Raw genomic sequence first — 24,690 nt, 5'->3', positions numbered from 1 at the left:
AATGCGCCAAGTGTGTCGTGTTATCATCATGGCTTGAACCAATGCGAGGAAAGATTTCATGGGTGTAGTGGCCAAGCGGTCGTCGATGACCTTCTATTCCGGCAGCGATGATCATTACAGCCATCGCGTGCGTATCGTGCTGGCGGAAAAGGGGGTAGCCGTTGATATCATCGAGATATCCGAGTCGAACCGCCCTGAAGAGCTTGCGGACCTCAATCCGTATAACAGCGTGCCGACGCTGCTGGATCGTGAGCTAGTGCTCTATGAGTCCAAGGTGATGATGGAGTATCTCGATGAGCGATTCCCGCATCCGCCGCTGTTGCCGGTCTATCCGGTGGCTCGTGCGCAGAGCCGCCTCTGGATGCACCGCATCGAGCGCGAATGGTCGCCGATGATCGAGGTCATCCAGCAGGGGGCCAAGAAGGACGCCGAAAAGGCACGCAAGGAGCTGCGCGAAAGCCTGGCGGGTATCTCGCCTATCTTCGAGGATATGCCTTACTTCATGAGCGAGGAGTTCTCTCTGGTCGATTGCTGTCTCGCGCCAATCTTGTGGCGTCTACCCGCGCTGGGCATCGAGCTGCCCGAGAAACAGATCAAGCCGCTGATGAGTTACATGGAGCGCCTCTTCAGTCGCGAGTCTTTCAAGGCCTCGCTCTTGGAAGCTGAGCGGGAAATGCGTTCCTGAGCCAGGCATGACGCCTATACTGTCATGCTGGTGGACAAGGAGGATACGATATGCTTTCCAGTCGTCCCTATCTGGCAAGGGCCCTGTATGAATGGCTGCTGGATAACGACCACACCCCGTACATCGTGGTGGATGCGGAACGTGAAGGAGTTCAGGTGCCTCGACGTTTTGTACAGAATGGTCAGATAGTACTCAACGTGGCGCCCAGTGCGGTGCGTGATTTTGCCATCGAGAACAGCGCGGTGATGTTTGGCGCACGTTTCGGTGGTCAGCCCATGCAGGTGGTAGTGCCCATGGAAGCATTGATCGCGCTGTATGCGCGTGAGAACGGGGTGGGTATGGTGTTCGGTCACGAACCGGTCATGCCGGGCCATGATGCGTCCTCTGAGCACGATAACGAGCGGCCCAACCTCGAGGGTGTCGAGACTCAAGAGCGTAACGGGAGTGGCGAGAGTGCCGACGATACATCGCCGGATAACGTGGAAGAGGATGGCGAGAGCGCCCCGGAGAAGAAGGGGCGCCCGTCGCTGCGGGTCGTAAAATAGTCAGTCGAGATATTCGAAGACCTTGACGATACGTTGAATGCCGCCCACCTGGGAGGCGGCATTCACGACCCGCTCAGCTTCCTGGTGGTTGACCAGCCCCATCAGATAAACGGTACTGTTTTCGGTTACCACCTTGATGCGTCCCGAATCGATACTTTCATCGCTGGCCAACTGGGTTTTTACCTTGGTGGTCAGCCAGGTGTCCGTCATGCGCTGGCCGACCGGTGCATTGGCGGCAACAGCCAGTTCGTTGTAGACCTGCCGCACCATGCGAACCTGTTCAGCGATCTGGCCCGCTTGTGTCTTCAATTCCTCACTGGCCACCTGTCCGGTCAGCAACACCCGTCCATTATAACTGTCGACGCTGATGCGCGCGTCGCGAAAGCGGGCGTCGGTCTGAATGAGGTTGTTGTACACCTTGCTTTCGATGCTTTCATCTTCGACCTGCATACCCAAGGTACGCGTACCATAGTCTTCGTGCGCCGATGGGGTGTTGGCGCAGCCACCCAGCACTAGCAACAGACTCAGGGTGGCGGAAACAGATAAGGCTTTTTTCATAATCATCACTCGATACTGCCGAAAAGCTGTTGATCGATCAGGTCGCACAGGCAGTGAATCACCAGCAAGTGAACTTCCTGGATGCGGGCCGTAGACGTGGCGGGAACGCGGATTTCGCAGTCCTCCTGGCCGAGCAGGGAGGCCATGTTGCCTCCATCCCTTCCCGTCAGGGCCACCACGCTCATGTCGCGATCATGGGCGGCCTGAATGGCTTGGATGACATTGGCGGAGTTTCCACTGGTGGAAATGGCCAGCAAAATGTCCCCCGGTTGGCCCAGCGCCCTGATCTGCTTGGAAAAAATCTCGTTGTAACTGTAATCGTTGGCGATGGAAGTCAGCGTCGAGGTGTCCGTGGTAAGCGCCATCGCCGGGAGGCTGGGGCGCTCACGTTCGAAGCGGTTGAGCAGCTCCGAGGAGAAATGCTGGCTGTCACCGGCACTGCCGCCGTTGCCGCAAGCGAGAATTTTGCCTTCACTGACCAAGCATTGAACCATCATCTGGCTGGCGACCTCAATGAAAGGTGGCAGCACTTCGCTGGCATAGGTCTTGGTATCAACGCTGGCATTGAAATGGTCAAGAATACGTTCTTGAAAATCCATGGCGGGCCTTGTTCAGGTGGCGGTCAAAAAGCATCAAAGGCGGCGCGTATCCAGTCGAATGTCAGTTCGGGAGGCGTACCGGTGACGCCAACGACATCGAATCGGCAGGAGCATGATAGCCCGTTGCGCTGCAGATAAAAACGTGCAGCTAGAATGATCCGGCGCTGTTTGGCCGCGGTGACGGTTTCCAGCGGATGTCCGTAACGCGTGCTGGTGCGATGGCGAACCTCGATGAACACCAGTTGTTCGCCATCGCGCATGATCAGATCCAGCTCCCCGCCTCGCGCATGTTGATTGCGGCTGATTGGCACCAGGCCATGCCGTTGCTGCAACCAATCGGCGGTGGCGCTTTCGACGGCTTCGCCGAAAGCGCGTGGGTTAGCGTGACGGGGCATCAGCGGTGTTCAATTGCTGGATCTCGATAAGCGGCGGCTGCGGGATACCATTTTGAAACTGGGCCCAGGGCAGGGTCCGGCGGATGCGTCCGTCAGCGCTTACCTCGAGGCGGCCGGTGGCGCCGAAGACTTCGCTGTTGGGCATCGATTCGAGCAGCGGCAGTCGACGGGCCAGCTCATAGGCGTCCACACCCATCGCGTTGAGTTTGAGTATGCCTGGCTCGACGTCATCCTGCAGTTCGCGATAGCTGGTGGCGTAAGGCAGCGTATCTTCGCCGCCGGCTGCAGCATCCGGAATCAGCCAGGGAATCTCGACGAAGAGTACCTGGTCAAGATCGCTATCCACGCGCGGCTGAGGGCGACCTTCATACAGATGTGAGGTAGCATAAATCGGTAAATCGCTGGCGTAGTAGTAATCCAGCGTGGGAGGAACCTGGCGGGCGTAGCTGGGCAAGGCGAGCAGAAACAGCATGTCGATCCCTCTCTGGTTGCCCTTGCCACCGAGCAGGGACTGCACCGCACTGGCCACCGACGCCTTGGGGTCATAGCTGACGGCCGAGGCGATCTGCCCACCCTGGGTCTCCCAGGCGTGACGGAAGGCATCCTGCACGCGAGCGCCCCAGTCGTTGTCGGGCACCAGGATGGCGGCACGCTGGTGACCGTCCAGACGTGCCCGCTGAGCGACCTGGCGAGCTTCGTCTTCGGCGGACAGACCGTATTGGTAAAGTTGGCTGGCCTGGTTGTGCGGGGTTTCGCCGTAATTGAGTGCCAGCGTAGGCAGCGGTACATGCGACCGGGTCTCCAATTGGGTGACCTCAGTCTTGTCGAGAGGGCCGATGACGACCTGGGCGCTGTCCATGACGGCCTGCGCATAAAGCGCATCCAGCGCGTTTTGGCGGGTGTCGTAGTAGGTAATCTGCGGTGTCTGTTCGCCTTGATTCAAGGCGTTCATATGGCGCGTTTGGATGCCGTTGCGGATGGCGCTGGCCACGTTGGCCAAGGGGCCCGACTCAGGGAGAAACACGGCAATGTGCCTGACTTCACTGCCCCGCAGATCGCGCAGGGCCGCCAGATCGGCTGGCAGACGCCGTGCCGCTGGGTGGTTGGGATAACGGCTGCGCCACTCGTCGATAGCGCGAAAGAGACGGCTGAGGTCGCTATCGTTGCGCCGATAAATCTGCGCCAGCTCGATCCAGCCCTGGGCCAACGAGTCCGAGCCTAGCTCCAGTGACGCAAGGCGGTCGGTATTCAAACGTGACAGCCCTTTCCAGATGGCATCGTTAAGTTCGAAAGGTGCGTTATCGCGCTGTAAGGCCACCAGCGTTTGTAGCGAGGCCTGCAGCTCATTGACCATGCTCAGCGCCACCCCACGGCGATATCGTAGGGTCTGTGCGTCGCGTAAGGGAATCTCGAGATCGCTTTCAAGGATTTGCGTTGCCTGAATAACGCTCCGGGCGTCGTCCTGGCGGAGGCCGACATCGGAAAGCAGTAGCGCCCACCGTAATTGGTCCGCCTCGCTCAGCTGACGAGCATCGAGGTGTGTCGCGACTTCTAGCGCCTGCGCGTCGTTCCCCTGACGTGCTAGGATGTCCGCCGCCTGCAGGCGGGTCTGGGCGGCTTGCTGTCCGGTTTGATTCTCCGCTTGAGCGAGCAGTTCTTCCGCGCCGGGGCCTTTGAACGGTTCGAGGAGCCCCGGCTGGCTGGCACAGCCGCCCAAGAGCAGGGCGGCCATGAACATTCCGGCCAGGCTTCGCAGCGATTTGCGCATAATGTCATTTCCTATGTTTGGCGGAGTTCGAGTTCGCTGCGCCTGATTCGCGGGGCGACCGAGAACGCCGGCGCCTGACTTCGACGATTTGGCGCCGGTTCCTGTTTCATCGTTATGGGCTGTCACGCTATCGCTGATGCACTGTTTGGTGTCGTTTTAGGCTATGTTGCAAACCGTTCCTCCACACGCGGGCGCTGTTCGTCAGACCAAGGCTCGCCCAGTCACTGCTAAGCCTGGCGGTTCCCTCGAATCTGATTATCCGGATGTTATCCCATGACCGAGTCGTTTGAAGGCGTATTGTACGTGGTTGCCACACCGATTGGGAATCTCGAGGATCTCAGCCCGCGTGCTGCTCGGGTGCTGGCTGAAGTCGATCTGGTGGCCGCCGAGGATACCCGGCATACCGCCCGGCTGCTGCGCCATCTGGGCGTCGAATGCGCCATGCTGTCCCTGCATGAGCATAACGAAGCCTCGCGTGTCGAGCGCCTGAAACAGCATCTCGAGGCCGGGCAGCGGGTGGCGCTGGTCAGCGACGCCGGGACCCCTTTGATTTCCGACCCCGGCTTCGTCGTCGTGCGCGCCCTGCGTGAGGCCGGGCATCGTATCGTGCCGATTCCCGGCCCCTGTGCCTTGATCGCGGCATTGTCGGCGGCGGGGTTGCCAACTGATCGATTCACTTTCGAGGGCTTTCTGCCCGCCAAGCGCGGGACGCGGCGCCATGCACTGGCGGCTCGCGTCGAGCGCGAGGAAACCCTGGTTTTCTATGAATCGCCGCATCGGATCAAGGATACCCTGGGGGACCTCGCCGAGGTCTTCGGGGAGCGACGCGTCGTCCTGGGGCGCGAGCTGACCAAAACCTTCGAAACCTTTCTCGACGGCAACGCCGCGCAGTTGCTCGAGCGCATGCAGGAGGATCCCGATCAGGCGCGGGGCGAGTTTGTGGTCATGGTGGCCGGGGCGCCAGCAAAATCGCAGGAGGCGGCCCAGACGGTGCAGGCCGACGTATTGCTGGCGGCACTGCTTGCCGAGGGTGTCGGCGTCAAGCCGGCGGCGGCCATCGCCACCCAGGTGCTGGGAGGGCGCAAGAACCTTTGGTACCAGCGGGCGCTGTCGCTCAAGAATGGCGCTTGAGAGGTCGGCGGGCGACTGTTATTCTTGCGCGCTTGGGAGCAGGCCAGACAGTCGCCGCTGCAGTTTCGACTGCGGGGGAGGAAAGTCCGGGCTCCATAGGGCAGGGTGCCAGGTAACGCCTGGGCGGCGCGAGCCGACGGAAAGTGCAGCAGAGAGTAGACCGCCTAAGCAGCGCAAGCTGCCGGTAAGGGTGAAAGGGTGCGGTAAGAGCGCACCGCGCGCCTGGTAACAGTGCGTGGCAAGGTAAACCCCACCTGGAGCAAGACCAAATAGGAACCCATCGGTGTGGCCCGCACTGGGTTCGGGTAGGTTGCTTGAGGGCCGTGGTGACGCGGCTCCTAGAGGAATGACTGTCCACGACAGAACCCGGCTTACCGGCCGGCTCCCATCCATTTCTATTTTCCTTTGTCTGAGTGATTCATGTCGCACCGTTCCAATGCTTCGAGTGCCCCCGCCTATCGTCATGCCAGCGTGCTGCTCGAGGGCGCAGTCGAGGCGCTGGTTCAGGATCCGAGGGGATGTTATCTCGACGGCACCTTCGGGCGCGGCGGCCACTCGCGGACAATTCTCGAGCGTCTGGCGCCCGAGGGGCGCCTGCTGGCTATCGATCGCGACCCCGCGGCGCTGGCCGAGGCGCAATCGATTGTCGATCCGCGCTTCTCCATTCATCACGCCGCTTTCGCTGCGCTGAGCGATCTGGCACGCGAACAGGGCGTGCATGGCCAGCTCGCGGGCGTGCTGTTGGATATCGGCGTGTCGTCGCCGCAGCTCGATGATCCGCAGCGCGGGTTCAGCTTCCTGCGCGATGGACCGCTGGACATGCGCATGGACCCCAGTCAGGGCGAAAGTGCCGCCGAGTGGCTGGCCCGTGTCGATGAGCGCGAGATGGCCGATGTCTTCAAGACCTATGGCGAAGAGCGCTACGCCAGGCGTATTGCACGGGTCATCGTTGAGCGGCGTCGCCAGGCGCCGCTGCTGCGGACCGTGGAGTTCGCCGAGCTGGTCAAGGCGGCGCATCCGGCCTGGGAGAAGGGCAAACACCCCGCAACCCGCGTCTTCCAGGCAATCCGCATCCATCTCAATGGCGAGCTCGAGCAACTGGATGCGGCGTTGAACGCGGCGCTCGAGGCGTTGATGCCGGGGGGACGGCTGGTGGTGATCAGCTTCCATTCGCTGGAAGACCGTCGAGTCAAGCGGTTCATCCGTGATCAGGCTCGCGGTGATACGCACCTGCCGCGGGGCATGCCGATTCGCGAGGACCAGCTCAACAAGCGCCTGGTCGCGGTAGGTAAGGCGCAGCGTCCGGGGCCCGTCGAAGTCGACGAGAATCCACGGGCGCGCAGTGCCGTGATGCGTATCGCCCAGAAGATCGCCTGAGGAATCCCATGGCTGCCCAGACAGGACATTCGCACTCATGGATGGGTAACTGGCCGTTTGCCGTACGCCCGAACTGGCGACATATCGCCTTGTTGCTGCTGATTGTGGTGGCCTTGGCCAGTGCGGTGGCGGTGATTACCAGTTCCCATCTGACGCGGGTCCAGTATGCCCGCCTGCAGGGCCTCGAGCATGAACAGGACCAGTTGCAGACCGAGTGGGGGCGGTTGCTGCTGGAAGAGAGTACCTGGTCGTCCCCGTCGCGTGTCGAGCGTCTCGCCACCGAGCGCCTCGAGATGTATGTACCCGATGTCACGCAAGTCGAGGTGATTCGTCCATGACTAGCGACGCGCGGCGTGCGGCGACCGCCAGATCCGCGGCGCCTGACGCGCCCTTGGGGCGTGGGCGCTATGTGTTCATGCTGATCGTGATTCTGGCCGCTCTCGCGGTTCTCGTGGGACGCATCGTCGACCTGCACGTCATCGATCGCAGCTTCCTGCAGGGCCAGGGCGATGCCCGCACGCTGCGTGTCGAGACCATCGGCGCCCACCGCGGCATGGTGACCGATCGCAATGGTGACCCCCTGGCCATTTCCACGCCGGTGGTGACGCTATGGGCCAATCCTCAGGAACTGCCCGAAGATCCCATCCAGCGCATGGTGCTGGCACGTGCGCTGCAAGTGGACCCCGATGAACTCAACGCCCGCATCGCACGTTATGCCGATCATGAGTTCATGTTCCTGCGCCGTCAGCTGACGCCCGCTGCCGCGCAGCCGGTACTCGATCTACAGCTGCCGGGCGTCTATGCCCAGAATGAGTACAAGCGATATTACCCCTCGGGCGAGGTAACCGCCCAACTGGTCGGTGTGACCAACGTGGATGATCGTGGCCAGGAGGGGATCGAGCTGGCTTATAACGATTTCCTCGCCGGCCAGCCCGGCAAGCGCCGCGTGCTCAAGGATCGCAAGGGGCGGCTAGTGCGGGACCTGCACCTGATCAAGGAGGCCCGCCCGGGCAAGGATCTCAGCTTGGCGATCGACTTGCGCCTGCAGTACATGGCGTATCGTGAGCTCAAGGCGGCGGTTTCCGAACATGACGCCGACGGCGGCACGCTGGTGATGATGGACGCGCATACCGGCGAAGTGCTGGCGATGGCCAACCTGCCGTCCTACAACCCCAACAATCGGACCGGGCTGGATGTGCGTGGGTTGCGCAACCAGGCGATTACCGACGGCATCGAACCCGGTTCGGTCATGAAGCCGCTGGCGATGTCGGCGGCGCTGGCCACCGACAAGTTCTCGCCCGAAACCGTTGTCGATACCTCTCCCGGCTACATGCGTGTCGATGGGTTTACCATTCGCGACTTCCGCAACTACGGCAAGCTCGATATGGGGGGTATCCTGCTGCATTCCTCCAATATCGGCATGTCGCGGGTGGCGCTGCAACTCCCCGAGGACGCCATCTGGAACCAATATCATGCCCTCGGGCTGGGGCAGGCCCCGGGAACCGGCTTTCCCGGCGAAACCACCGGCAGCTTGCCGACGCCCTATAACTGGTCGAACAGTAAGCGCGCCTCGATGTCGTACGGCTATGGGTTGGCGGTGTCGCCGCTGCAGCTGGCCAGTGCCTATACCGCCATCGCCAATGATGGCAAGCGTCTGCCGCCCTCTCTGTTCAAGCTCTCTTCGCCCCCTGCAGGAGAGCCGGTCATGTCCGCGCAGATCGCCCATAACCTGCTGGGCATGCTGGAGAAGATCGTACAGCCCGGTGCCGGCGGCTCGCACGCCATGGTGCCCGGTTACCGTATTGCGGGCAAAACCGGCACCGTGCGCAAGGTCACGAAGGCCGGATACCAGACAACGGCGTACCGTTCGCTGTTTGCCGGCATTGCGCCGGCCTCCGATCCGCGCATCGTCACCGTGGTAATGGTCGATAACCCCAAGGGGCAGGAATACTACGGTGGCTTGGTGGCGGCTCCGGTCTTCGCTCGCGTGGTGGGCAAGGCGCTGCGTCTGCTGGATGTGCCGCCGGATTCAAGGGAGACCTCTTCATGAATACGAGCGCACACGCTCTCGCTGACGCGATTCGCCGCCTATGGCCGGACGCGGAGATCCCGACATGGCTGGCAGAAACGGCCAGCGTGCGCCTGGTCGTGGACAGTCGCGAGGTACAGGCGGGCGACGTCTTCATCGCCGTGCCCGGAATTCATCGCGATGGACGCGAGTATGCCGCTACGGCGCTGGCCGCCGGTGCGACCGGCGTGCTGTGTGACGGTGAAACCGGAGATGGCAGCGAGCCCCGCATACTGGCATTGCCAGGGCTGCGGGCCTCGCTGGGCGAGTTGGGGCGCCACCTGTTTGCCGTGCCGGAGACGCTGGCGTTAATCGGCGTGACGGGGACCAATGGCAAAAGCTCGGTCACCCACTATATCGCGGCGCTTTCCGAAGCCTTGGGAGCGCCGGCCGGTGTGGTGGGAACCCTGGGGTATGGCCGCCCTGGCCGGCTGACGCCGGGCAAGCAGACCACGCCGGGGCCGCTCGAACTGCAAGCCATGCTGGGCAGCATGGCCGCACAGGGGGTGACGCGCGTGGCGATGGAGGTGTCATCTCACGCCCTTGACCAGGAGCGTATCGAAGGCTGCCGGTTACAGGTGGCGGCGTTTACCAATCTGAGCCGCGATCATCTCGACTACCATGCCAGCATGGCCGCTTATGCGGCGGCCAAGGCTCGTCTCTTTCGGCGCGAGGAGCTGACGCTGGCGGTGGTCAATGGTGACGATCCCCTGTCGCGTCTGATGCTCGCCGGTCTCAAGCCCGGGGTGCGTGTGCTGGCGACCGGACAAGCGGAGGCGACGACGCTGCGGGTCATCGACTGGTGGCCGCATGCCGCGGGGCAGCAGGCGTTGATCGCCACGCCGGAAGGCGAGCGGGAACTCACGCTGGCATTGCTGGGGCGCTTCAATCTCGACAATGCCCTGCTGGCCATGGCTATTCTCTACGGCATGGGGGAGTCGCTCGATGCAGTGTTCGACGCGGCATCCCACCTCGCGCCGGTGCCGGGGCGCATGCAGAGCCTGAGCCATGCCGACGCCCCCACGGTGGTGATCGATTATGCGCATACGCCGGATGCCTTGCGTAACGCGCTGGAAGCATTGCGCGAGCATTTGCCGCGCCACGCGGGCGCACGCTTGTGGTGTGTGTTCGGCTGCGGAGGGGACCGTGACGCCGGCAAGCGCCCGTTGATGGCGCAGGCGGCTGCGACGCTGGCCGATCAACTGGTGATCACCGACGACAATCCGCGCAGCGAGACGCCGGCAGCGATTCGCGAACAGATTCTTGCGGGGCTGTCACCCGAAGCAAGAGACGCGGCGTGGTGCGTAGAGGGGCGGGAAGCGGCATTGCAACGGGTCCTGCACGAGGCCGGGGCGGACGATATCGTGCTCGTGGCCGGCAAGGGCCATGAGGATTATCAAGAGATCGCCGGCATTCGCCATGCGTTTTCCGATCAGCAGGTCGTTGCGCTCGCGCTTGCGAGCCGGGAGACGAACGCATGAGTCGGCGACGTCTGAATAGTGTGGATGCGGTGGCCGCCGCTCTGGGAGCAGTCTCGCCCGGTAATGCCCAAGTCGCGCGTGTCGTTACGGATACTCGCAAGGTGGGGCCGGGAGACGTCTTTGTCGCGCTGGTCGGCGAGCGTTTCGATGCCCACGACTTTCTCGCTCAGGCGCGCGATGCCGGGGCGGTGGCCGCGGTGGTGTCGCGTCCGGTTGCGGATGCTCTGGCGCAAATAGTGGTGCCCGATACCCGTCTGGCGCTGGGTCTGCTGGCCCGTGCGCAGCGCCTGGAATGGGCGGGAGAACTGATCGCGGTGACCGGCAACAGCGGCAAGACGACCGTCAAGGAGATGATCGCGGCCATCCTGCGCCGGTCATCGTCGGTGCTGTCCACGCAGGGCAATCTCAACAATGACATTGGCGCACCGCTGACGTTGCTGGGGCTGGGCGAGGAACACCGGCACGCGGTGATCGAATTGGGCGCCAACCATCTGGGTGAGATCGCCTGGACCGCCATGCTGGCGCGCCCGCGTGTAGCGGTCATTACCAACGTTACCGGCGCCCATGTCGGGGAGTTCGGCGGCATGGGACAGATTGCCCAGGCCAAGGCGGAAATCCTGGCGGGATTGAATGATGACGGCATCGCGGTGCTCAACCGCGATGATCGTTTCTATCCACTATGGCGGGCGCTGGCCGGCCAGCGTGAGGTTGTCGATTTCGGATTCTCGGCGGCGGCGCGCGTGCGGGGCTGTAATCTGGCCTGCGACGCGCAGGGGCGTTATGCTTTCACGCTTGTCGTTGAGGGCAGTGAAGCTCAGCGGATACGCCTTGCGGTGCTGGGGCGTCATAACGTTCTCAATGCCCTGGCGGCAGCGGCGGCGACGCTGGCACTGGGCGTTTCGCAACAGGATGTGGTTGACGGGCTCGAGTCCTGCCGGTCATTGCAGGGGCGTCTCTCGCGGCTGCAGGGACTCCGGGGCTCATGGGTGCTGGACGATACTTATAATGCCAACCCCGGCGCCATGCGGGCCGCCATGCAGGCGCTCGCCGACATGCCGGAGCCGCGCTGGTGTTTCCTGGGCGCGATGGGGGAACTGGGCGCGGAAAGCGAACAATTGCACGCCGAGGTGGGGCGTGCCGCACGGGAACTGGGGATCGACTTTCTCGGCACCTTTGGTGCGCCGGCACGAGCGGCGGCCGAAGCCTTCGGCGAAGGCGGGTGTCATTTCGATGATTGGGCGGCGCTGACGCGCTATGCCCGCGACTCTCTGCCCCCGGGAGCCAGCGTGCTGGTCAAGGGGTCGCGCAGTGCCGGCATGGAACGTCTGGTAGCCGAACTGCGTGCAGAGACTTCAAGGTGAACGCGACACATGCTGCTTTTTTTGGCTGAACTGCTGGCGCAGTACCAGAGCGCCTTTAACGTTTTCAATTACCTGACCCTGCGCATCATTCTCGGCACACTGACCGCCTTGCTGTTATGCCTGTGGTTGGGACCGCTCATGATCCGGCGCCTGGTCGAGCGCCAGATCGGCCAGGCGGTACGCGACGATGGACCGCAATCGCATCTCTCCAAGGCCGGCACACCCACCATGGGCGGCGCGATGATTCTCATGGCGATCGGCGTCAGCACACTGCTCTGGGGGGACTTGACCAATCACTATGTGTGGCTGGTGCTGGCCGTGACCATGGGCTTTGGCGCCATCGGCTGGGTGGATGACTATCGCAAGGTCGTCGAGAAGAATCCGCGCGGGTTACCGGCGCGCTGGAAATATTTCTGGCAATCGGTGTTCGGGCTCGGGGCGGCGATCGTCCTTTATTTCACGGCGGCCAGCCCGGTCGAAACCAGCCTGATCGTGCCGCTGTTCAAGGAAGTCGTCGTGCAACTGGGGCTGTTTTATATCGTGCTGACCTACCTGGTCATCGTCGGCAGTTCCAACGCGGTGAATCTCACCGATGGGCTCGATGGTCTGGCGATCATGCCTACCGTGATGGTGGCGCTGGGCCTGGCGGTGTTCGCTTATGCCAGTGGCAATGTGGTGTTCGCCGAGTATCTGCATATACCCATGGTGCCGGGCGCGGGCGAGCTGGCGGTATTCTGCGGTACCATCGCCGGCGCCGGGCTGGGCTTTTTGTGGTTCAACACCTACCCGGCGCAGGTGTTCATGGGCGATGTCGGGGCGCTGGCGCTGGGCGCGGCCCTGGGTGTGGTGGCAGTCATCGTGCGCCAGGAAATCGTGCTGTTCATCATGGGCGGCGTGTTCGTCATGGAAACCGTGTCGGTCATTCTTCAGGTCGGATCGTACAAGCTGACCGGACGGCGTATCTTCCGCATGGCCCCGCTGCATCATCACTTCGAGCTCAAGGGGTGGCCGGAGCCGCGCGTCATCGTGCGCTTCTGGATCGTTACGGTGGTGCTGGTGCTGATGGGGCTGGCAACACTCAAAATCCGCTGAGGCTATCTGCGCCAAAGACAATGGCGGCGTGGCGCAGGCCGGCCGCGACGATGCTTGAGGGAGGTGACATGCGAGTGCCGCGCGGATATACGCTGGTAGTCGGGCTGGGTGTCTCGGGACGGGCCATTGCCCGGCACCTGCAGCGCCAGGGGACGCCCTTCATGATGGCCGATACTCGCCCCCAACCCCCGGGGCTGGAGGCGTTTCGTGCCGAGCATCCGCAAATCGAGATCCATTGCGGTCCGCTCACCTCACTCGATCTCCACCAGGTGCATGAGGTTGTGCTGAGTCCGGGGGTGGATCCCCTCACGCCGGGCCTGGAACAACTGAGCGTGAAAGAGGTGGATTCAGCCGGCCCGGGTATCGTCGGCGAAATCGCTCTGTTCCGGCGTGAGTGTCAGGCTCCGGTCGCGGCTATCACCGGCGCCAACGCCAAGTCCACCGTCACCACGCTGCTGGGAGAGATGGCCCGTGAAGCGGGGCTGCGTGTTGCGGTGGGCGGTAACCTGGGCACGCCGGCACTGGATCTGCTGGCCGAGCATCCCGATGCCGAACTGTTCGTGCTCGAGCTCTCTTCCTTCCAGCTCGAAACCACGCCCTGGCTAGGCGCCGAGACGGTCGCGTTTCTCAATCTGTCCGAGGATCATCTGGACCGACATGGCGACATGGCGGGGTATCGGCGTGCCAAGCAGCGCATTTTCAATGGGGCGCGGCACGCCGTGGTCAACGCCGAGGATCGCTTGACCTGGCCCGAGGATACCCAGATACCGGTGGACGCTTTTACCACACAACCGCCCCGGGCCGGGGAGTGGGGCATTGGCGAGCCTGACGGCCATCTGGCAAGGCCGGAGCGCGAACCTTGGCTGATGCATGGCGAACGTCCCCTGATGCCGGCGCACGCGGTACGTCTGCCTGGACGCCACAATCAGGCCAACGCATTGGCGGCCCTGGCGATGGGGACGCATCTGGGGTTGCCGCTTGCGGCGATGCGCGGCGTGCTCGAACGTTTCGCAGGCTTGCCGCATCGGGGCGAACTGATCGTCGAGCATGGGGGCGTGCGCTGGATCAACGATTCCAAGGGCACCAACGTCGCTGCCACCCTGGCGGCGCTTACCGGCTTGGGCCCAACGCTGCAAGGCAAGCTGGTCTTGCTCGCGGGGGGGATGGGCAAGGGCGCGGATTTCGCGCCGCTGGCGCCCGTTCTGGCCCGCTATGCTCGTGAAGCGGTGCTGTTCGGAGCCGATGCGCCGCGCATGGCCAAGACGCTTAAGGACTCTGTCGCTATTACCCATGTCGCCGATCTACCCGCTGCCATGGCGCGTGCCGAGCAGATTGCGCGTCCCGGCGACTGCGTGCTGTTGTCGCCGGCTTGCGCCAGTCTCGACCAGTTTCCGAATTACATGGCCCGCGGTGAGGCGTTTCGCCGTTGGCTCGACGCTCAAGGTTGGGATCAGGGAGTGCCGGCATGCTGAATACCTGGAGCGCGCGACTCTCCACCCGACATCAGCCCACCGATGGCTGGTTGGTGTTGTCGGCGCTTTCGCTGCTGCTGATCGGCTGGGTCATGGTGACTTCTGCGTCTACCGAGATTGCCACCGGACTCACCGGCAATCCGTTCTACTTCAGCTTCCGGCATGGCGTCTTCGTGCTGCTTGCATTGGGGGCGGCGCTGGTCATGCTGCGCGTGCCCCTGGCTCGCTGGCGCGATAATGGTCCTGCGCTACTGCTGCTGGGGGTCGCGCTGCTGATCGCTGTGCTGCTGGTGGGGCGCGAGGTGAACGGTAGTAAGCGCTGGATTCCGCTGGGCATCGCTAACCTGCAGGCCTCCGAGGTGGCCAAGCTGTGTCTGATCGTGTATCTGGCGGGGTATCTCGAGCGCTATCTGCCTCAGGTTCGGCGTGCCTGGGGCGCTTTCCTGCGGCCGTTACTGATCATGGCGGTGTTCGGCGTGTTATTGATTCTCGAGCCCGACTATGGCGCCGTCGTGGTCATGACCGGCTGCATGATGGGCATGCTGTTACTGGCGGGGGCGCCGCTGTGGCGTTTCGGACTGCTGCTGATCGTTGTCGTGGCCGGCGCCGTATTCCTGGCGATTTCAGAACCCTACCGCATGCAACGGATTACCAGCTTCGCCAATCCTTGGGCGGATCAGTTCGACACCGGCTACCAGCTGACTCAGGCGCTGATCGCCTTTGGCCGCGGGCACTGGCTGGGTCTGGGCCTGGGCAATAGCGTTCAGAAACTGTTTTACCTGCCCGAAGCGCACACCGATTTCGTCTTTGCCGTGCTTGCCGAGGAGTTGGGGCTGATCGGTGCTGTCGGCGTGGTCATGCTGTTCGCGATTTTAGTGTTTCGCGGCTTTCGGATCGGGCGCAAGGCCGAACTCGCCGGTTTGCCGTTCGCCGCGTATCTCAGTTACGGTATCGCGCTGGTATTCGGGGCCCAGGCCTTTATCAATATCGCCGTGAGCACCGGTATGCTGCCGACCAAGGGGCTGACATTGCCGCTACTGAGCTATGGCGGCTCGAGCCTGGTCGTCAGCGGCATCATGGTGGCGCTGCTGTTGCGTGTCGATGCCGAAACGCGACAACGGGTGCGCGGCCGAACGCCGGTCAAGCCCAAACATCCCCAGGGAGAGCCTCAGTGAGCGAACACACACAGCGCCGGGCCCTGATCATGGCCGGCGGTACCGGGGGGCATGTCATTCCCGCCCTGTCGCTGGCGCGAGGCTTGATGGCGCAGGGGGTGGAGGTGCAGTGGCTGGGCAGTCCGAGGGGCATCGAGAACCGCCTGGTACCGGCGGCGGGGATTCTCCTGCATCGTGTCGATATCGCCGGCTTGCGTGGCAATGGTGCGGCGGGTTGGCTCAAGGCGCCTTATCGTCTGGGACGTGCCGTCATGCAGGCGCGCCGGGTCATTCGCGACTTCGATCCCCAACTGGTGGTCGGACTGGGCGGTTTTGCCAGCGGTCCCGGCGGCTTGGCGGCCTGGCTGATGCGCCGTCCGCTGATCATCCATGAACAGAATGCCGTCGCCGGCATGACCAATCAGTGGCTGGCACGCTTGGCTCGGCGCGCTTACGCCGCCTTTCCCGGTGCCTTCAAGGCACGTGATGCCGTGGTCATCGGCAATCCGGTGCGCGACGAGATCGCCGCCCTGGGGGAGGTGCCGCGTCAGGCTGAACAGATGCGGACACGTCCGCTGCGGCTGCTGGTCATGGGGGGCTCGCTGGGGGCGCAGTCGCTCAACGAGACCCTGCCCGAAGCGCTGGCTCGCTTGCCTGTCGCGGCGCGGCCGGTGGTTCGCCACCAGGCGGGGCGCGACAAGGATGATGCCACGCGAGACGCTTACCGTCGGGCCGGCGTAGAGGCCGACGTCAGTGCTTTCATCGACGACATGGCCGACGCCTATGCCTGGGCCGACTTGATCGTCTGTCGGGCGGGCGCATTGACCATTGCCGAGCTGGCCGCCGCCGCCAAGCCCGCCTTGCTGGTACCGTTTCCCCATGCGGTGGACGACCATCAGACCGTCAATGCTCAGCAGTTGGTCAGCGCCGGGGCGGCGCATCTGATGCCGCAGTCGTCGATGAATCCCGTTACTTTGGCCGAAGCGCTCGCCGCGCTTCTCGAACCCGATACTCTCGCCAGCATGGCGGCTTCGGCCCGCGCCTGCGCGCGGCTCGACGCAGTCGTCCAGATGGTGTCCGGATGCATGGAGATAGCTTTTGACCGATAGCAACGTAGCGCGCCCGCAAATGTCGAAGCTGGGCATGCGCCGCATTCGCCGTATCCATTTCGTGGGGATCGGTGGTGCCGGCATGTGTGGCATCGCCGAAGTGTTGTGCAATCAGGGGTACGAGGTCAGCGGCAGCGACCTCAGGAGGTCTTCGGTCACCGCTCATCTGCGGGACTGCGGCATACGCATCGCCATTGGCCACGCGGCGGAAAATGCCTACGGCTGCGATGTGGTCGTGGTTTCCACGGCAGTCGATAGTGACAATCCCGAAACCGCCTGGGCGCGGGAACATCGGATCCCGATCGTTCGGCGCGCCGAGATGCTCGCCGAGTTGATGCGTTTTCGCCATGGTATCGCGATTGCCGGCACGCACGGCAAGACCACGACCACCAGCCTGACCTCGACGCTGCTGGCAGAGGGCGGACTCGATCCGACTTTCGTGATCGGTGGCAAGTTGACCAGTGCCGGAACCAATGCACGGCTCGGCGAAGGGGAGTATCTGGTCGCCGAAGCCGATGAGTCCGATGCGTCGTTTCTTCACCTGCAGCCCATGACCACGGTCATCACCAACATCGATGCCGATCACATGGCGACCTATGGGGGGGATTTCGGGCGCTTAAAGGATACGTTCATCGAGTTCCTGCACAACCTGCCTTTTTATGGCATGGCCATCCTGTGTATCGATGATGACAATGTGCGCTCCCTGCTGCCACAGGTTCAGCGCCAGTTCGCCACTTACGGCTTCAGCACGGATGCCGATTACCGTATTGATGACTTCGTGCAGGAAAGCGGTGAGATCCGCTTTACCGCGTTGCGCCCGGAGGGGCATGCGCCGCTCGAGGTGCGCCTGAATATGCCCGGCGAGCACAACGCGCTGAACGCGCTGGCGGCGATTGCCGTGGCGACCGATGCGGGGCTCGCGGATGAAGCGATTGTCAGAGGGCTGGCAGGGTTCGCCGGCGTAGGGCGTCGTTTTCAGGTGCATGGCCATTTCCCGGCGCCTGGCGGGGAAGGCGAGGTCATGCTGGTCGACGACTATGGCCACCATCCGCGCGAGGTGGAGATGGTTATCCGTGCGGTGCGTGCCGGCTGGCCGCAGCGTCGCCTGGTCATGATGTACCAGCCTCACCGCTACACACGCACCCGCGATCTCTATGAGGATTTCGTGCGTGTGCTGTCGGGCGTCGACACGCTGTTGCTGCTGGACATCTACAGTGCTGGCGAGGCGCCCATTCCGGGGGCCGAAGGGCGTACCCTGGCCGGTTCCGTGCGCCATCGTGGCCAAGTCGATCCCCTGTTCGTCGAGGACAAGGCGGAACTGCCTGAACTTTTGCGTAACGTCCTGCGCCCCGGTGACATCCTGATCACTCAGGGAGCCGGCGATGTGGGCGGCATCGCCTTGAAACTGGCCGGAAGCGGATTGAAGCTGAATGAGGTAACGCTATGAGCGCAGCATCCCAGACCCCGTCCTCTCCGGCGGTCAGTGCCCCGACACGTCGAGATTATGGTCGCGTGGTAGTGCTGTTCGGGGGTGACTCCGCCGAGCGCGAGGTGTCGCTGGTCAGCGGCAGCGCGATACTCAAGTCCTTGTTACGCAGTGGTGTGGATGCCCGTAGCTTCGACCTCGCGGCTGGCGGTCTGACCGGGCTGGAAGCGCTGGAACCGGACCGGGTTTTTATCGCCCTGCACGGGCGTGGCGGTGAGGACGGTACCTTACAGGGCGCGCTTGAACTGCTGCATATCCCGTATACCGGCAGCGGCGTGCTGGCCTCGGCGCTGGGCATGGACAAGCAGCGCACCAAGCGGATGTGGCAAGCGCATGGCCTGCCCACGCCCGAGAGCCTGACACTGAGCGAAACCACCGAATGGTCACGGGTGGTAGAAACGTTGGGGCTACCCATGGTGGTCAAGCCTGTGCATGAGGGCTCGACGCTCGGGATCAGCATCGTCGACAGTCAGGACGCCCTGGAGAGTGCCTATCGCGAGGCAGCGCGTTTCGATGCCGCGGTCATGGCGGAACGGTTCATTTCCGGGCCGGAATATACCGTGTCGCTGTTGGGCGACAGCATCTTGCCGGCAATACGCGTGGAAGTGCCCAGCGGTTTTTACGACTACCAGGCCAAATACCATTCCGATGAGACGCGTTATCTGCTGCCGTGCGGGCTGAGTGAGCGCGAGGAAACGCAGCTTGGGCAGTTGAGCCGTGACGCCTTCGAGGCGGTAGGGGGCGCGGGCTGGGGACGGGTCGACGTGATGCGCGACGCTCAGGGGAGCTTCTGGCTGCTCGAGGTCAACACCGTGCCGGGGATGACGGATCACAGCCTGGTTCCCCAGGCGGCTGCGCATGCCGGGATCGACTTTGACGAACTGGTGTTGCGTATTCTCGACACCGCCTTCGAGGATTGACGCTCGATGACCGATTCGGGGCTGCGGAGCACCCTGCTGGGGCTGATTCTGATCGCTGTTCTGCTGGGGGCCGGAGGCCGTGCGCTCTGGCTCTGGCTGGACCGGCCCATTGAACGTGTCTCGATCAGTGGCGAGCTGCATTATGTCAGCGCGGCCTATCTCCAGCAGCATCTCGCGCCCCTGGTCAGTGGGGAGAGCTGGTTGTCGGTGAACCTGGGGGAAGTGCGCCGGCGGGCACGCGACATCGAGTGGCTGTCCGAAGTGCGGGTCTCGCGCGAATGGCCCAATACCTTGCGCTTCGAACTCTTCGAGCAAGTGCCCGTGGCGCGCTGGAATGACGATGCATTGCTGAATCCGCGTGGTGAAGCATTTCTCGCCGGGCCGGTCACCCGCCTCGACCAGCGCATGGCCGATCTTTCCGGTCCCGAGGGCAGTGGTCCGGAGGTTCTGGCCTATCTGGACACGTTGCGCAATCGTCTGGATGAATTGGGCCTATCGGTGACCCAGTTGCGGCTTGAGGCGCGTGGCGCGTGGCGTTTTCAGGTCAATGATGGCGTCTGGGTCATGCTCGGCCGCAATGACCGCGATGCACGCCTTGCACGTTTCAATGTTGCCTGGCAGCGTCAGCTGGGAAATCAGGCGTCGCAGATTCGCTACATTGATCTTCGCTATCCAAATGGTGTAGCTGTCGCCTGGCATGGCGAGACAGAGGCGTCAGTCTCTGAAGAATGATCGGCTTCAGCCTTTTTTAACGCCAATGCCCATGATTCGCGGCCTGACGGTTTCCTATTCGAGAAAAATCATCGTATTCTCGCTGATGTTTTCTTGTTAGGCTGGTGCAATTAGCCGGGTAGTTCATATAATCGGCTGAGTACCTGTTTTCGTAAAAAACGCTTTTCCAACCCAGCAGAGATTGAGGAGTGATCCCGACCTATGGCAGGACAATCCAACGCTTCCAATATGGTGGTCGGGCTGGATATTGGAACATCCAAGGTCGTGGCGATCGTCGGCCAACCCACGGATGATGGCGGGCTTGAGATCGCCGGCATCGGCTCTCATCCTTCTCGTGGGATGAAGAAGGGCGTGGTCATCAATATCGAGTCGACTGTCCAGTCGATTCAGCGCGCTATCGAAGAAGCCGAGCTGATGGCGGGATGTGATATTCACTCGGTATATGTGGGCATTGCCGGCAGTCACATCAGTTCGATGAACTCCGATGGGGTGGTGGCGATCAAGGAACGTGAAGTCGCTCAATCCGATATCGAGCGGGTTATTGATTCGGCGCGCGCCCGGGCTATCTCCGAAGGTCAGCGCATCCTGCATGTCCTGCCACAGGAGTTCGCCATCGATACCCAGGAAGGCATTCGCGAGCCGCTGGGAATGTCGGGAGTGCGCCTGGAAGCGCGGGTCCACCTGGTCACGGCTGCGCTCAATGCAGTACAGAATATAGAAAAATGCGTACGCCGCTGCGGACTCGAAGTCGACGACATCATCCTCGAGCAGTTGGCCTCAAGTCATGCCGTATTGACGGAAGATGAACGTGAGCTGGGCGTTTGCATGGTAGATATCGGCGGAGGGACGACCGACATCGCGGTGTTTACCGAGGGTGCCATTCGTCATACCGCGGTCATTCCGATCGCCGGAGATCAGGTGACCAACGATATCGCCATGGCATTGCGCACGCCGACGCAGTACGCAGAAGATATCAAGGTCAAGTACGCCTGCGCCTTGACGCAGTTGGCCAGCAGCGACGAAATGATCAAGGTGCCAAGTGTCGGTGAACGACCGGCGCGGGACCTGTCGCGCCAGGCACTGGCGGAAGTCGTTGAACCGCGCTACGAAGAGCTTTTCACGCTGGTGCGAGAAGAGCTGCGACGCAGCGGCTATGAAGATTTAGTGGCGGCCGGAGTGGTTCTGACCGGCGGTACGTCGCGGATGGAGGGTGTCGTCGAGCTGGCTGAAGAGATATTTCATATGCCGGTACGCATTGCCTGTCCCCATAACGTGAAGGGGCTGGCCGATGTTGTGCGTAATCCAATTTATTCCACAGGCGTAGGTTTGCTACTCTACGGAATGAAAAGTACCAAGCATGCGCGTGCGGTATCGACCCAGCCCCGTAGGGAGAGCGAAGAAGGCTATTCCCGGCATGGTGTCAAGGATGATATATCGGCATTGGAACGTATCAGAGGCTGGTTCAAAGGAAATTTCTGATTAGGGGTCGCAATCTGGCGGCCACAGGAGACGGGGCTATGTTCGAACTGGTAGATAACGCACCTTCCAGCAGCGCAGTCATAAAAGTAGTCGGTGTGGGGGGCGGTGGAGGTAATGCCGTCAACCACATGGTGGAAAGCAACATTGAAGGCGTCGAGTTCATCTGCGCCAATACTGATGCTCAGGCACTCAAGCGTGTCGCCGCCAAGACCGTTCTACAGCTCGGCAGTGAAATTACCAAGGGGCTGGGGGCGGGCGCCAACCCTGAAGTCGGTCGTCAGGCCGCCATGGAGGACCGCGAGCGCATTGCCGAGCTGCTGCAGGGTGCCGACATGGTATTCATCACCGCCGGCATGGGGGGCGGAACGGGCACCGGTGGAGCACCGGTCGTCGCCGAAGTGGCGAAAGAGCTGGGTATTCTCACCGTGGCTGTCGTCACGCGGCCGTTCCCCTTCGAAGGCCCCAAGCGAATGCGGGCCGCAGAAGAGGGCATGCGGGCGTTGTCCGAGCATGTCGATTCGCTGATCACCATTCCCAATGAAAAGTTGCTCTCCGTGTTGGGTAAGAACGCCAGCCTGCTGACGGCGTTCAGTGCCGCCAACGATGTCCTGCTGGGGGCAGTGCAGGGGATTGCCGAACTGATCACCAGTCCGGGCATCATCAACGTCGATTTCGCCGACGTGCGCACGGTCATGTCGGAAATGGGCATGGCGATGATGGGCACCGGCGCCGCCACCGGCGAGAATCGCGCTCGCGAAGCGGCCGAAAAAGCGATTCGCAGCCCGCTGCTCGAAGACATCGACCTGCACGGCGCGCGCGGCATTCTGGTCAACATCACCGCCGGGCCCGATTTGTCCATTGGCGAGTTCAACGATGTCGGGGCCACGGTGCAGGAGTTCGCCTCTCAAGATGCCACTATCGTGGTCGGGACGGCCATTGACATGGAAATGTCCGATGAGCTGCGTGTCACCGTGGTGGCCGCAGGACTCGACGGACGCAAGGACAAGGCCGTGCCGCGCGAGTCGGCACAGATGGCGCGCCCCGAATCCGACTACCGCAAGCTGCAGCAGCCGACGGTGATGCGCCAGCAAGCCGCGAAAGCCGAGCAGGAAGCGGCCAGCAAGGCCAAGCAGGACCGGCGTAAATCTCAGGAACTCGATGATTATCTGGATATTCCGGCCTTCTTGCGTCGACAGGCGGACTGAGCCCGAAATCAGTCTCAAGGACTATTGCGCACAGGGAGTGTGGGCCGAGCGATATTTTTTGTTGAAACTTCCGTTCGGTGATATAGTGAACAGCGTTTCATAATTAATCTGCAGCCTGGCCCTACGCCCATGATCAAACAAAGAACCCTACAGAACACCATACGTGCCACCGGTGTCGGCCTTCACTCGGGAGAGAAGGTCTATCTGACCTTGCGTCCCGCGCCGGTGAATACCGGTATCGTTTTCGTGCGCACCGATCTGGATCCCGAGGTGCGCATCCCGGCCAACGCGGAGAGCGTTACCGACACGACGCTATGTACCGCGCTGTCACGCGATGGGGTGAAAGTCGCTACCGTCGAGCATCTCATGTCCGCCTTTGCGGGCTTGGGAATCGATAACGTTTTCGTCGAGCTTAGCGCCGCGGAAGTCCCGATCATGGATGGCAGTGCTGGGCCTTTCGTATTCCTGATTCAATCTGCCGGCATTGCCGAGCAGGCCGCGCCGAAAAAATTCATTCGTATCAAGCGTGAGATTACGGTCAAGGACAACGAGAAGGAAGCATCCTTCTTGCCGCACAATGGCTTCAAGGTCAGCATCGCCATCGATTTCGACCATCCCGTGTTTGCGCAGCAGAAACAGACCGCCAGCGTGGATTTTTCCACGACTTCCTTCGTCAAGGAAGTCTCCCGGGCACGCACCTTCGGTTTCATGCGTGATCTCGAATTCCTGCGGTCACAAAATCTAGCACTGGGCGGTAGCCTGGATAACGCTATCGTCGTCGACGACTACCGTATCGTGAACCACGACGGCTTGCGTTACGAAGACGAATTCGTCAAGCATAAGGTGCTGGATGCGATTGGCGACCTTTACCAGCTGGGTTATAGCCTGATTGGCGAGTTCCGGGGCTTCAAGTCGGGTCATGGTCTCAATAACCTGCTGTGTCGCGCATTGATTGAACAGCCCGATGCCTGGGAGGTTGTCACCTACGAAGACGAGGCCCAGCTCGCGCCGATTTCCTACGCGGCACCCGCCATGCCCTGAGTGAAGGGAAGCCGCGCAATGGTTGCACGTACGTATGACAGGCTTGCAGCGCCGACCCTAGGGTCGGCGCTTTTTTGTCAAATGACTCGCCACTGCGGATCAATCCTGAGAGGGTGTACGGCCATGCGCGGCCAGGCGCGACAGGGAACGTTTCAGGCGGGGGTCTTCGGTGTCGGCGGCGCACGCTTCGAGCTGGCTGGCGGCTTCGCTAGAGAGAGTACGCACTTGCCGCGGCATGATCTTGGGCGGGCGTACCGGACGCACCTTGAGCGTAATGGCCATCACCGCTTCGAGTTCGGGAAGCTGGCGCAACAGGGTCAACAGCCGGCTCTGCTCGTAGCGTAGCCATGTCAACCACACGGCGCGGTCGGTAATGATCGTCAGGCGACCGTCACGATATCCGCCGATAAAGATGTGTTCCCGAACTTCTTCGGGAAGATGCGTTCGGAGGTGATTCTGGGCGCGATCCAGCAGTTGGGCGACCCGCATCAGGTTGCCCAGTTCGCCGGGCTTGTTAAGCAGGGCGGACATGGACTGGGCTCGGAAACGCTTAGCCTTTATACTCATGGGCTTGCACGCGCGAAGGAAGCGGAATGTCTGCGCAATCTATCATGAGCGGATCAGCATGACGAGCGGCAACCAAGACTCGCACAATAGCGCGCCACGCGGTACGGGGCGGCGTCGCACCCAATGGTGGTTGGCCAGCCTGCTGGTCAGCTGCCTGCTGCCTGCCGGATTGGTGCAGGCAGAGGCGATGCGCATCGCGGAGCGCTTGACGCAGATATGCTTAATGGCGCCAGAAGCGATCCGTGCCGAGTCGCGCCGGGTTGCCGAGCGGCGTGTCTGTCCCTCGTTCGCAAGCCGTCTTCCCATTCCCCGAATCATCGCGCTGAGCCCTGCTCCCTGGCATGTGCCGAGTGCCGATCATGATGTCCTGTCCCGGCGTGGCCCCCCGGTTGTTGTGAAACTTCGCTTGTCATAACCAAGCTTTCGAGGCGTTCCGGACCCGGAGGTCCAGCGGCTCAGTATTCA

At 62.2% G+C, this 24,690-nt stretch carries 24 protein-coding genes and 1 other RNA gene; 20 read left to right on the top strand and 5 right to left on the bottom strand.

The features are described 5' to 3' along the window. The first annotated feature begins 58 nt into the window (after positions 1–58). A complete protein-coding gene (gene sspA / locus ACW4DH_RS01820; RefSeq protein WP_459634637.1) occupies positions 59–685 on the top strand; it encodes a stringent starvation protein SspA in 627 nt (208 codons plus the stop codon). A gap of 50 nt (positions 686–735) precedes the next feature. Then, on the top strand, positions 736–1,230 hold the full coding sequence (locus ACW4DH_RS01815) for a ClpXP protease specificity-enhancing factor (RefSeq protein ID WP_459634636.1): 495 nt from the start codon (positions 736–738) through the stop codon (positions 1,228–1,230). On the opposite strand, the gene ACW4DH_RS01810 is transcribed toward ACW4DH_RS01815, so the two are convergent. From ACW4DH_RS01810 to ACW4DH_RS01795, 4 genes are read right to left on the bottom strand one after another with little or no spacing between them, the layout of a single operon-like run. Continuing rightward, on the bottom strand, positions 1,231–1,788 hold the full coding sequence (locus ACW4DH_RS01810) for a BON domain-containing protein (RefSeq protein ID WP_459634635.1): 558 nt from the start codon (positions 1,786–1,788) through the stop codon (positions 1,231–1,233). It lies immediately after the preceding gene. Positions 1,789–1,793: 5 nt separating this feature from the next. After that, entirely contained in the window at positions 1,794–2,387 is a 594-nt protein-coding gene (locus ACW4DH_RS01805; protein WP_459634634.1) for a phosphoheptose isomerase, read from the bottom strand. Between the two features lie 23 nt (positions 2,388–2,410). After that, positions 2,411–2,782, bottom strand: coding sequence for a YraN family protein (locus ACW4DH_RS01800; protein WP_459634633.1), 372 nt, complete (start codon positions 2,780–2,782; stop codon positions 2,411–2,413). Further along, complete coding sequence (locus ACW4DH_RS01795) at positions 2,766–4,550, bottom strand: penicillin-binding protein activator (protein ID WP_459634632.1); 1,785 nt, start codon at positions 4,548–4,550, stop codon at positions 2,766–2,768. The genes ACW4DH_RS01800 and ACW4DH_RS01795 overlap by 17 nt, the downstream gene beginning before the upstream one ends. Before the next feature lie 273 nt (positions 4,551–4,823). Here ACW4DH_RS01795 and rsmI point away from each other — a divergent pair, with 273 nt between their 5' ends. The 17 genes from rsmI (at position 4,824) to lpxC (ending at position 23,658) form a co-directional block, all read left to right on the top strand. Continuing rightward, a complete protein-coding gene (gene rsmI / locus ACW4DH_RS01790; RefSeq protein ID WP_459634631.1) occupies positions 4,824–5,681 on the top strand; it encodes a 16S rRNA (cytidine(1402)-2'-O)-methyltransferase in 858 nt (285 codons plus the stop codon). A 35-nt stretch (positions 5,682–5,716) separates the two neighbouring features. Continuing rightward, positions 5,717–6,071, top strand: an RNA gene (gene rnpB, locus ACW4DH_RS01785) — RNase P RNA component class A. Positions 6,072–6,101: 30 nt separating this feature from the next. Further along, positions 6,102–7,058 (top strand): 16S rRNA (cytosine(1402)-N(4))-methyltransferase RsmH, encoded by a 957-nt coding sequence (gene rsmH / locus ACW4DH_RS01780; RefSeq protein ID WP_459634630.1) that lies wholly within the window; start codon positions 6,102–6,104, stop codon positions 7,056–7,058. 8 nt (positions 7,059–7,066) lie between these two features. Continuing rightward, on the top strand, positions 7,067–7,396 hold the full coding sequence (gene ftsL, locus ACW4DH_RS01775) for a cell division protein FtsL (RefSeq protein WP_459634629.1): 330 nt from the start codon (positions 7,067–7,069) through the stop codon (positions 7,394–7,396). Continuing rightward, entirely contained in the window at positions 7,393–9,108 is a 1,716-nt protein-coding gene (locus ACW4DH_RS01770; protein ID WP_459634628.1) for a peptidoglycan D,D-transpeptidase FtsI family protein, read from the top strand. Before ftsL ends, ACW4DH_RS01770 begins: the two co-directional genes overlap by 4 nt. Further along, complete coding sequence (locus ACW4DH_RS01765; RefSeq protein WP_459634627.1) at positions 9,105–10,607, top strand: UDP-N-acetylmuramoyl-L-alanyl-D-glutamate--2,6-diaminopimelate ligase; 1,503 nt, start codon at positions 9,105–9,107, stop codon at positions 10,605–10,607. The genes ACW4DH_RS01770 and ACW4DH_RS01765 overlap by 4 nt, the downstream gene beginning before the upstream one ends. Then, positions 10,604–11,968 carry a UDP-N-acetylmuramoyl-tripeptide--D-alanyl-D-alanine ligase gene (locus ACW4DH_RS01760; protein ID WP_459634626.1) on the top strand — a complete coding sequence of 455 codons (1,365 nt, stop codon included), beginning with the start codon at positions 10,604–10,606 and terminating at the stop codon, positions 11,966–11,968. Before ACW4DH_RS01765 ends, ACW4DH_RS01760 begins: the two co-directional genes overlap by 4 nt. 9 nt (positions 11,969–11,977) lie before the next feature. Beyond that, complete coding sequence (gene mraY / locus ACW4DH_RS01755; protein WP_459634625.1) at positions 11,978–13,060, top strand: phospho-N-acetylmuramoyl-pentapeptide-transferase; 1,083 nt, start codon at positions 11,978–11,980, stop codon at positions 13,058–13,060. Positions 13,061–13,128: 68 nt separating this feature from the next. Next, positions 13,129–14,532 carry a UDP-N-acetylmuramoyl-L-alanine--D-glutamate ligase gene (murD, locus tag ACW4DH_RS01750; protein ID WP_459634624.1) on the top strand — a complete coding sequence of 468 codons (1,404 nt, stop codon included), beginning with the start codon at positions 13,129–13,131 and terminating at the stop codon, positions 14,530–14,532. Beyond that, positions 14,526–15,707, top strand: coding sequence for a putative lipid II flippase FtsW (ftsW, locus tag ACW4DH_RS01745; RefSeq protein ID WP_459634623.1), 1,182 nt, complete (start codon positions 14,526–14,528; stop codon positions 15,705–15,707). The genes murD and ftsW overlap by 7 nt, the downstream gene beginning before the upstream one ends. Continuing rightward, complete coding sequence (murG, locus tag ACW4DH_RS01740; protein WP_459634622.1) at positions 15,704–16,795, top strand: undecaprenyldiphospho-muramoylpentapeptide beta-N-acetylglucosaminyltransferase; 1,092 nt, start codon at positions 15,704–15,706, stop codon at positions 16,793–16,795. Before ftsW ends, murG begins: the two co-directional genes overlap by 4 nt. A 19-nt stretch (positions 16,796–16,814) precedes the next feature. Then, on the top strand, positions 16,815–18,242 hold the full coding sequence (gene murC / locus ACW4DH_RS01735; protein WP_459634924.1) for a UDP-N-acetylmuramate--L-alanine ligase: 1,428 nt from the start codon (positions 16,815–16,817) through the stop codon (positions 18,240–18,242). Then, positions 18,239–19,201, top strand: a complete 963-nt coding sequence (locus ACW4DH_RS01730) for a D-alanine--D-alanine ligase (RefSeq protein WP_459634621.1) — start codon at positions 18,239–18,241, stop codon at positions 19,199–19,201. The genes murC and ACW4DH_RS01730 overlap by 4 nt, the downstream gene beginning before the upstream one ends. 6 nt (positions 19,202–19,207) lie before the next feature. After that, complete coding sequence (locus ACW4DH_RS01725) at positions 19,208–19,933, top strand: cell division protein FtsQ/DivIB (protein ID WP_459634620.1); 726 nt, start codon at positions 19,208–19,210, stop codon at positions 19,931–19,933. Between the two features lie 201 nt (positions 19,934–20,134). Next, entirely contained in the window at positions 20,135–21,412 is a 1,278-nt protein-coding gene (ftsA, locus tag ACW4DH_RS01720) for a cell division protein FtsA (RefSeq protein ID WP_459634619.1), read from the top strand. A gap of 38 nt (positions 21,413–21,450) precedes the next feature. Beyond that, positions 21,451–22,617 (top strand): cell division protein FtsZ, encoded by a 1,167-nt coding sequence (gene ftsZ / locus ACW4DH_RS01715; RefSeq protein WP_459634618.1) that lies wholly within the window; start codon positions 21,451–21,453, stop codon positions 22,615–22,617. A gap of 129 nt (positions 22,618–22,746) precedes the next feature. Beyond that, positions 22,747–23,658, top strand: a complete 912-nt coding sequence (lpxC, locus tag ACW4DH_RS01710) for a UDP-3-O-acyl-N-acetylglucosamine deacetylase (protein ID WP_459634617.1) — start codon at positions 22,747–22,749, stop codon at positions 23,656–23,658. Between the two features lie 99 nt (positions 23,659–23,757). On the opposite strand, the gene ACW4DH_RS01705 is transcribed toward lpxC, so the two are convergent. Next, entirely contained in the window at positions 23,758–24,189 is a 432-nt protein-coding gene (locus tag ACW4DH_RS01705; RefSeq protein ID WP_459634616.1) for a DUF721 domain-containing protein, read from the bottom strand. A gap of 94 nt (positions 24,190–24,283) precedes the next feature. Here ACW4DH_RS01705 and ACW4DH_RS01700 point away from each other — a divergent pair, with 94 nt between their 5' ends. Beyond that, positions 24,284–24,640, top strand: coding sequence for a hypothetical protein (locus ACW4DH_RS01700; protein WP_459634615.1), 357 nt, complete (start codon positions 24,284–24,286; stop codon positions 24,638–24,640). Positions 24,641–24,690: the final 50 nt, after the last annotated feature.

The sequence above is a fragment of the Halomonas sp. WWR20 genome (assembly GCF_054602495.1).
Note: the sequence above shows the minus strand (reverse complement) of the source record. Positions and strands in the feature narration are given on the sequence as shown.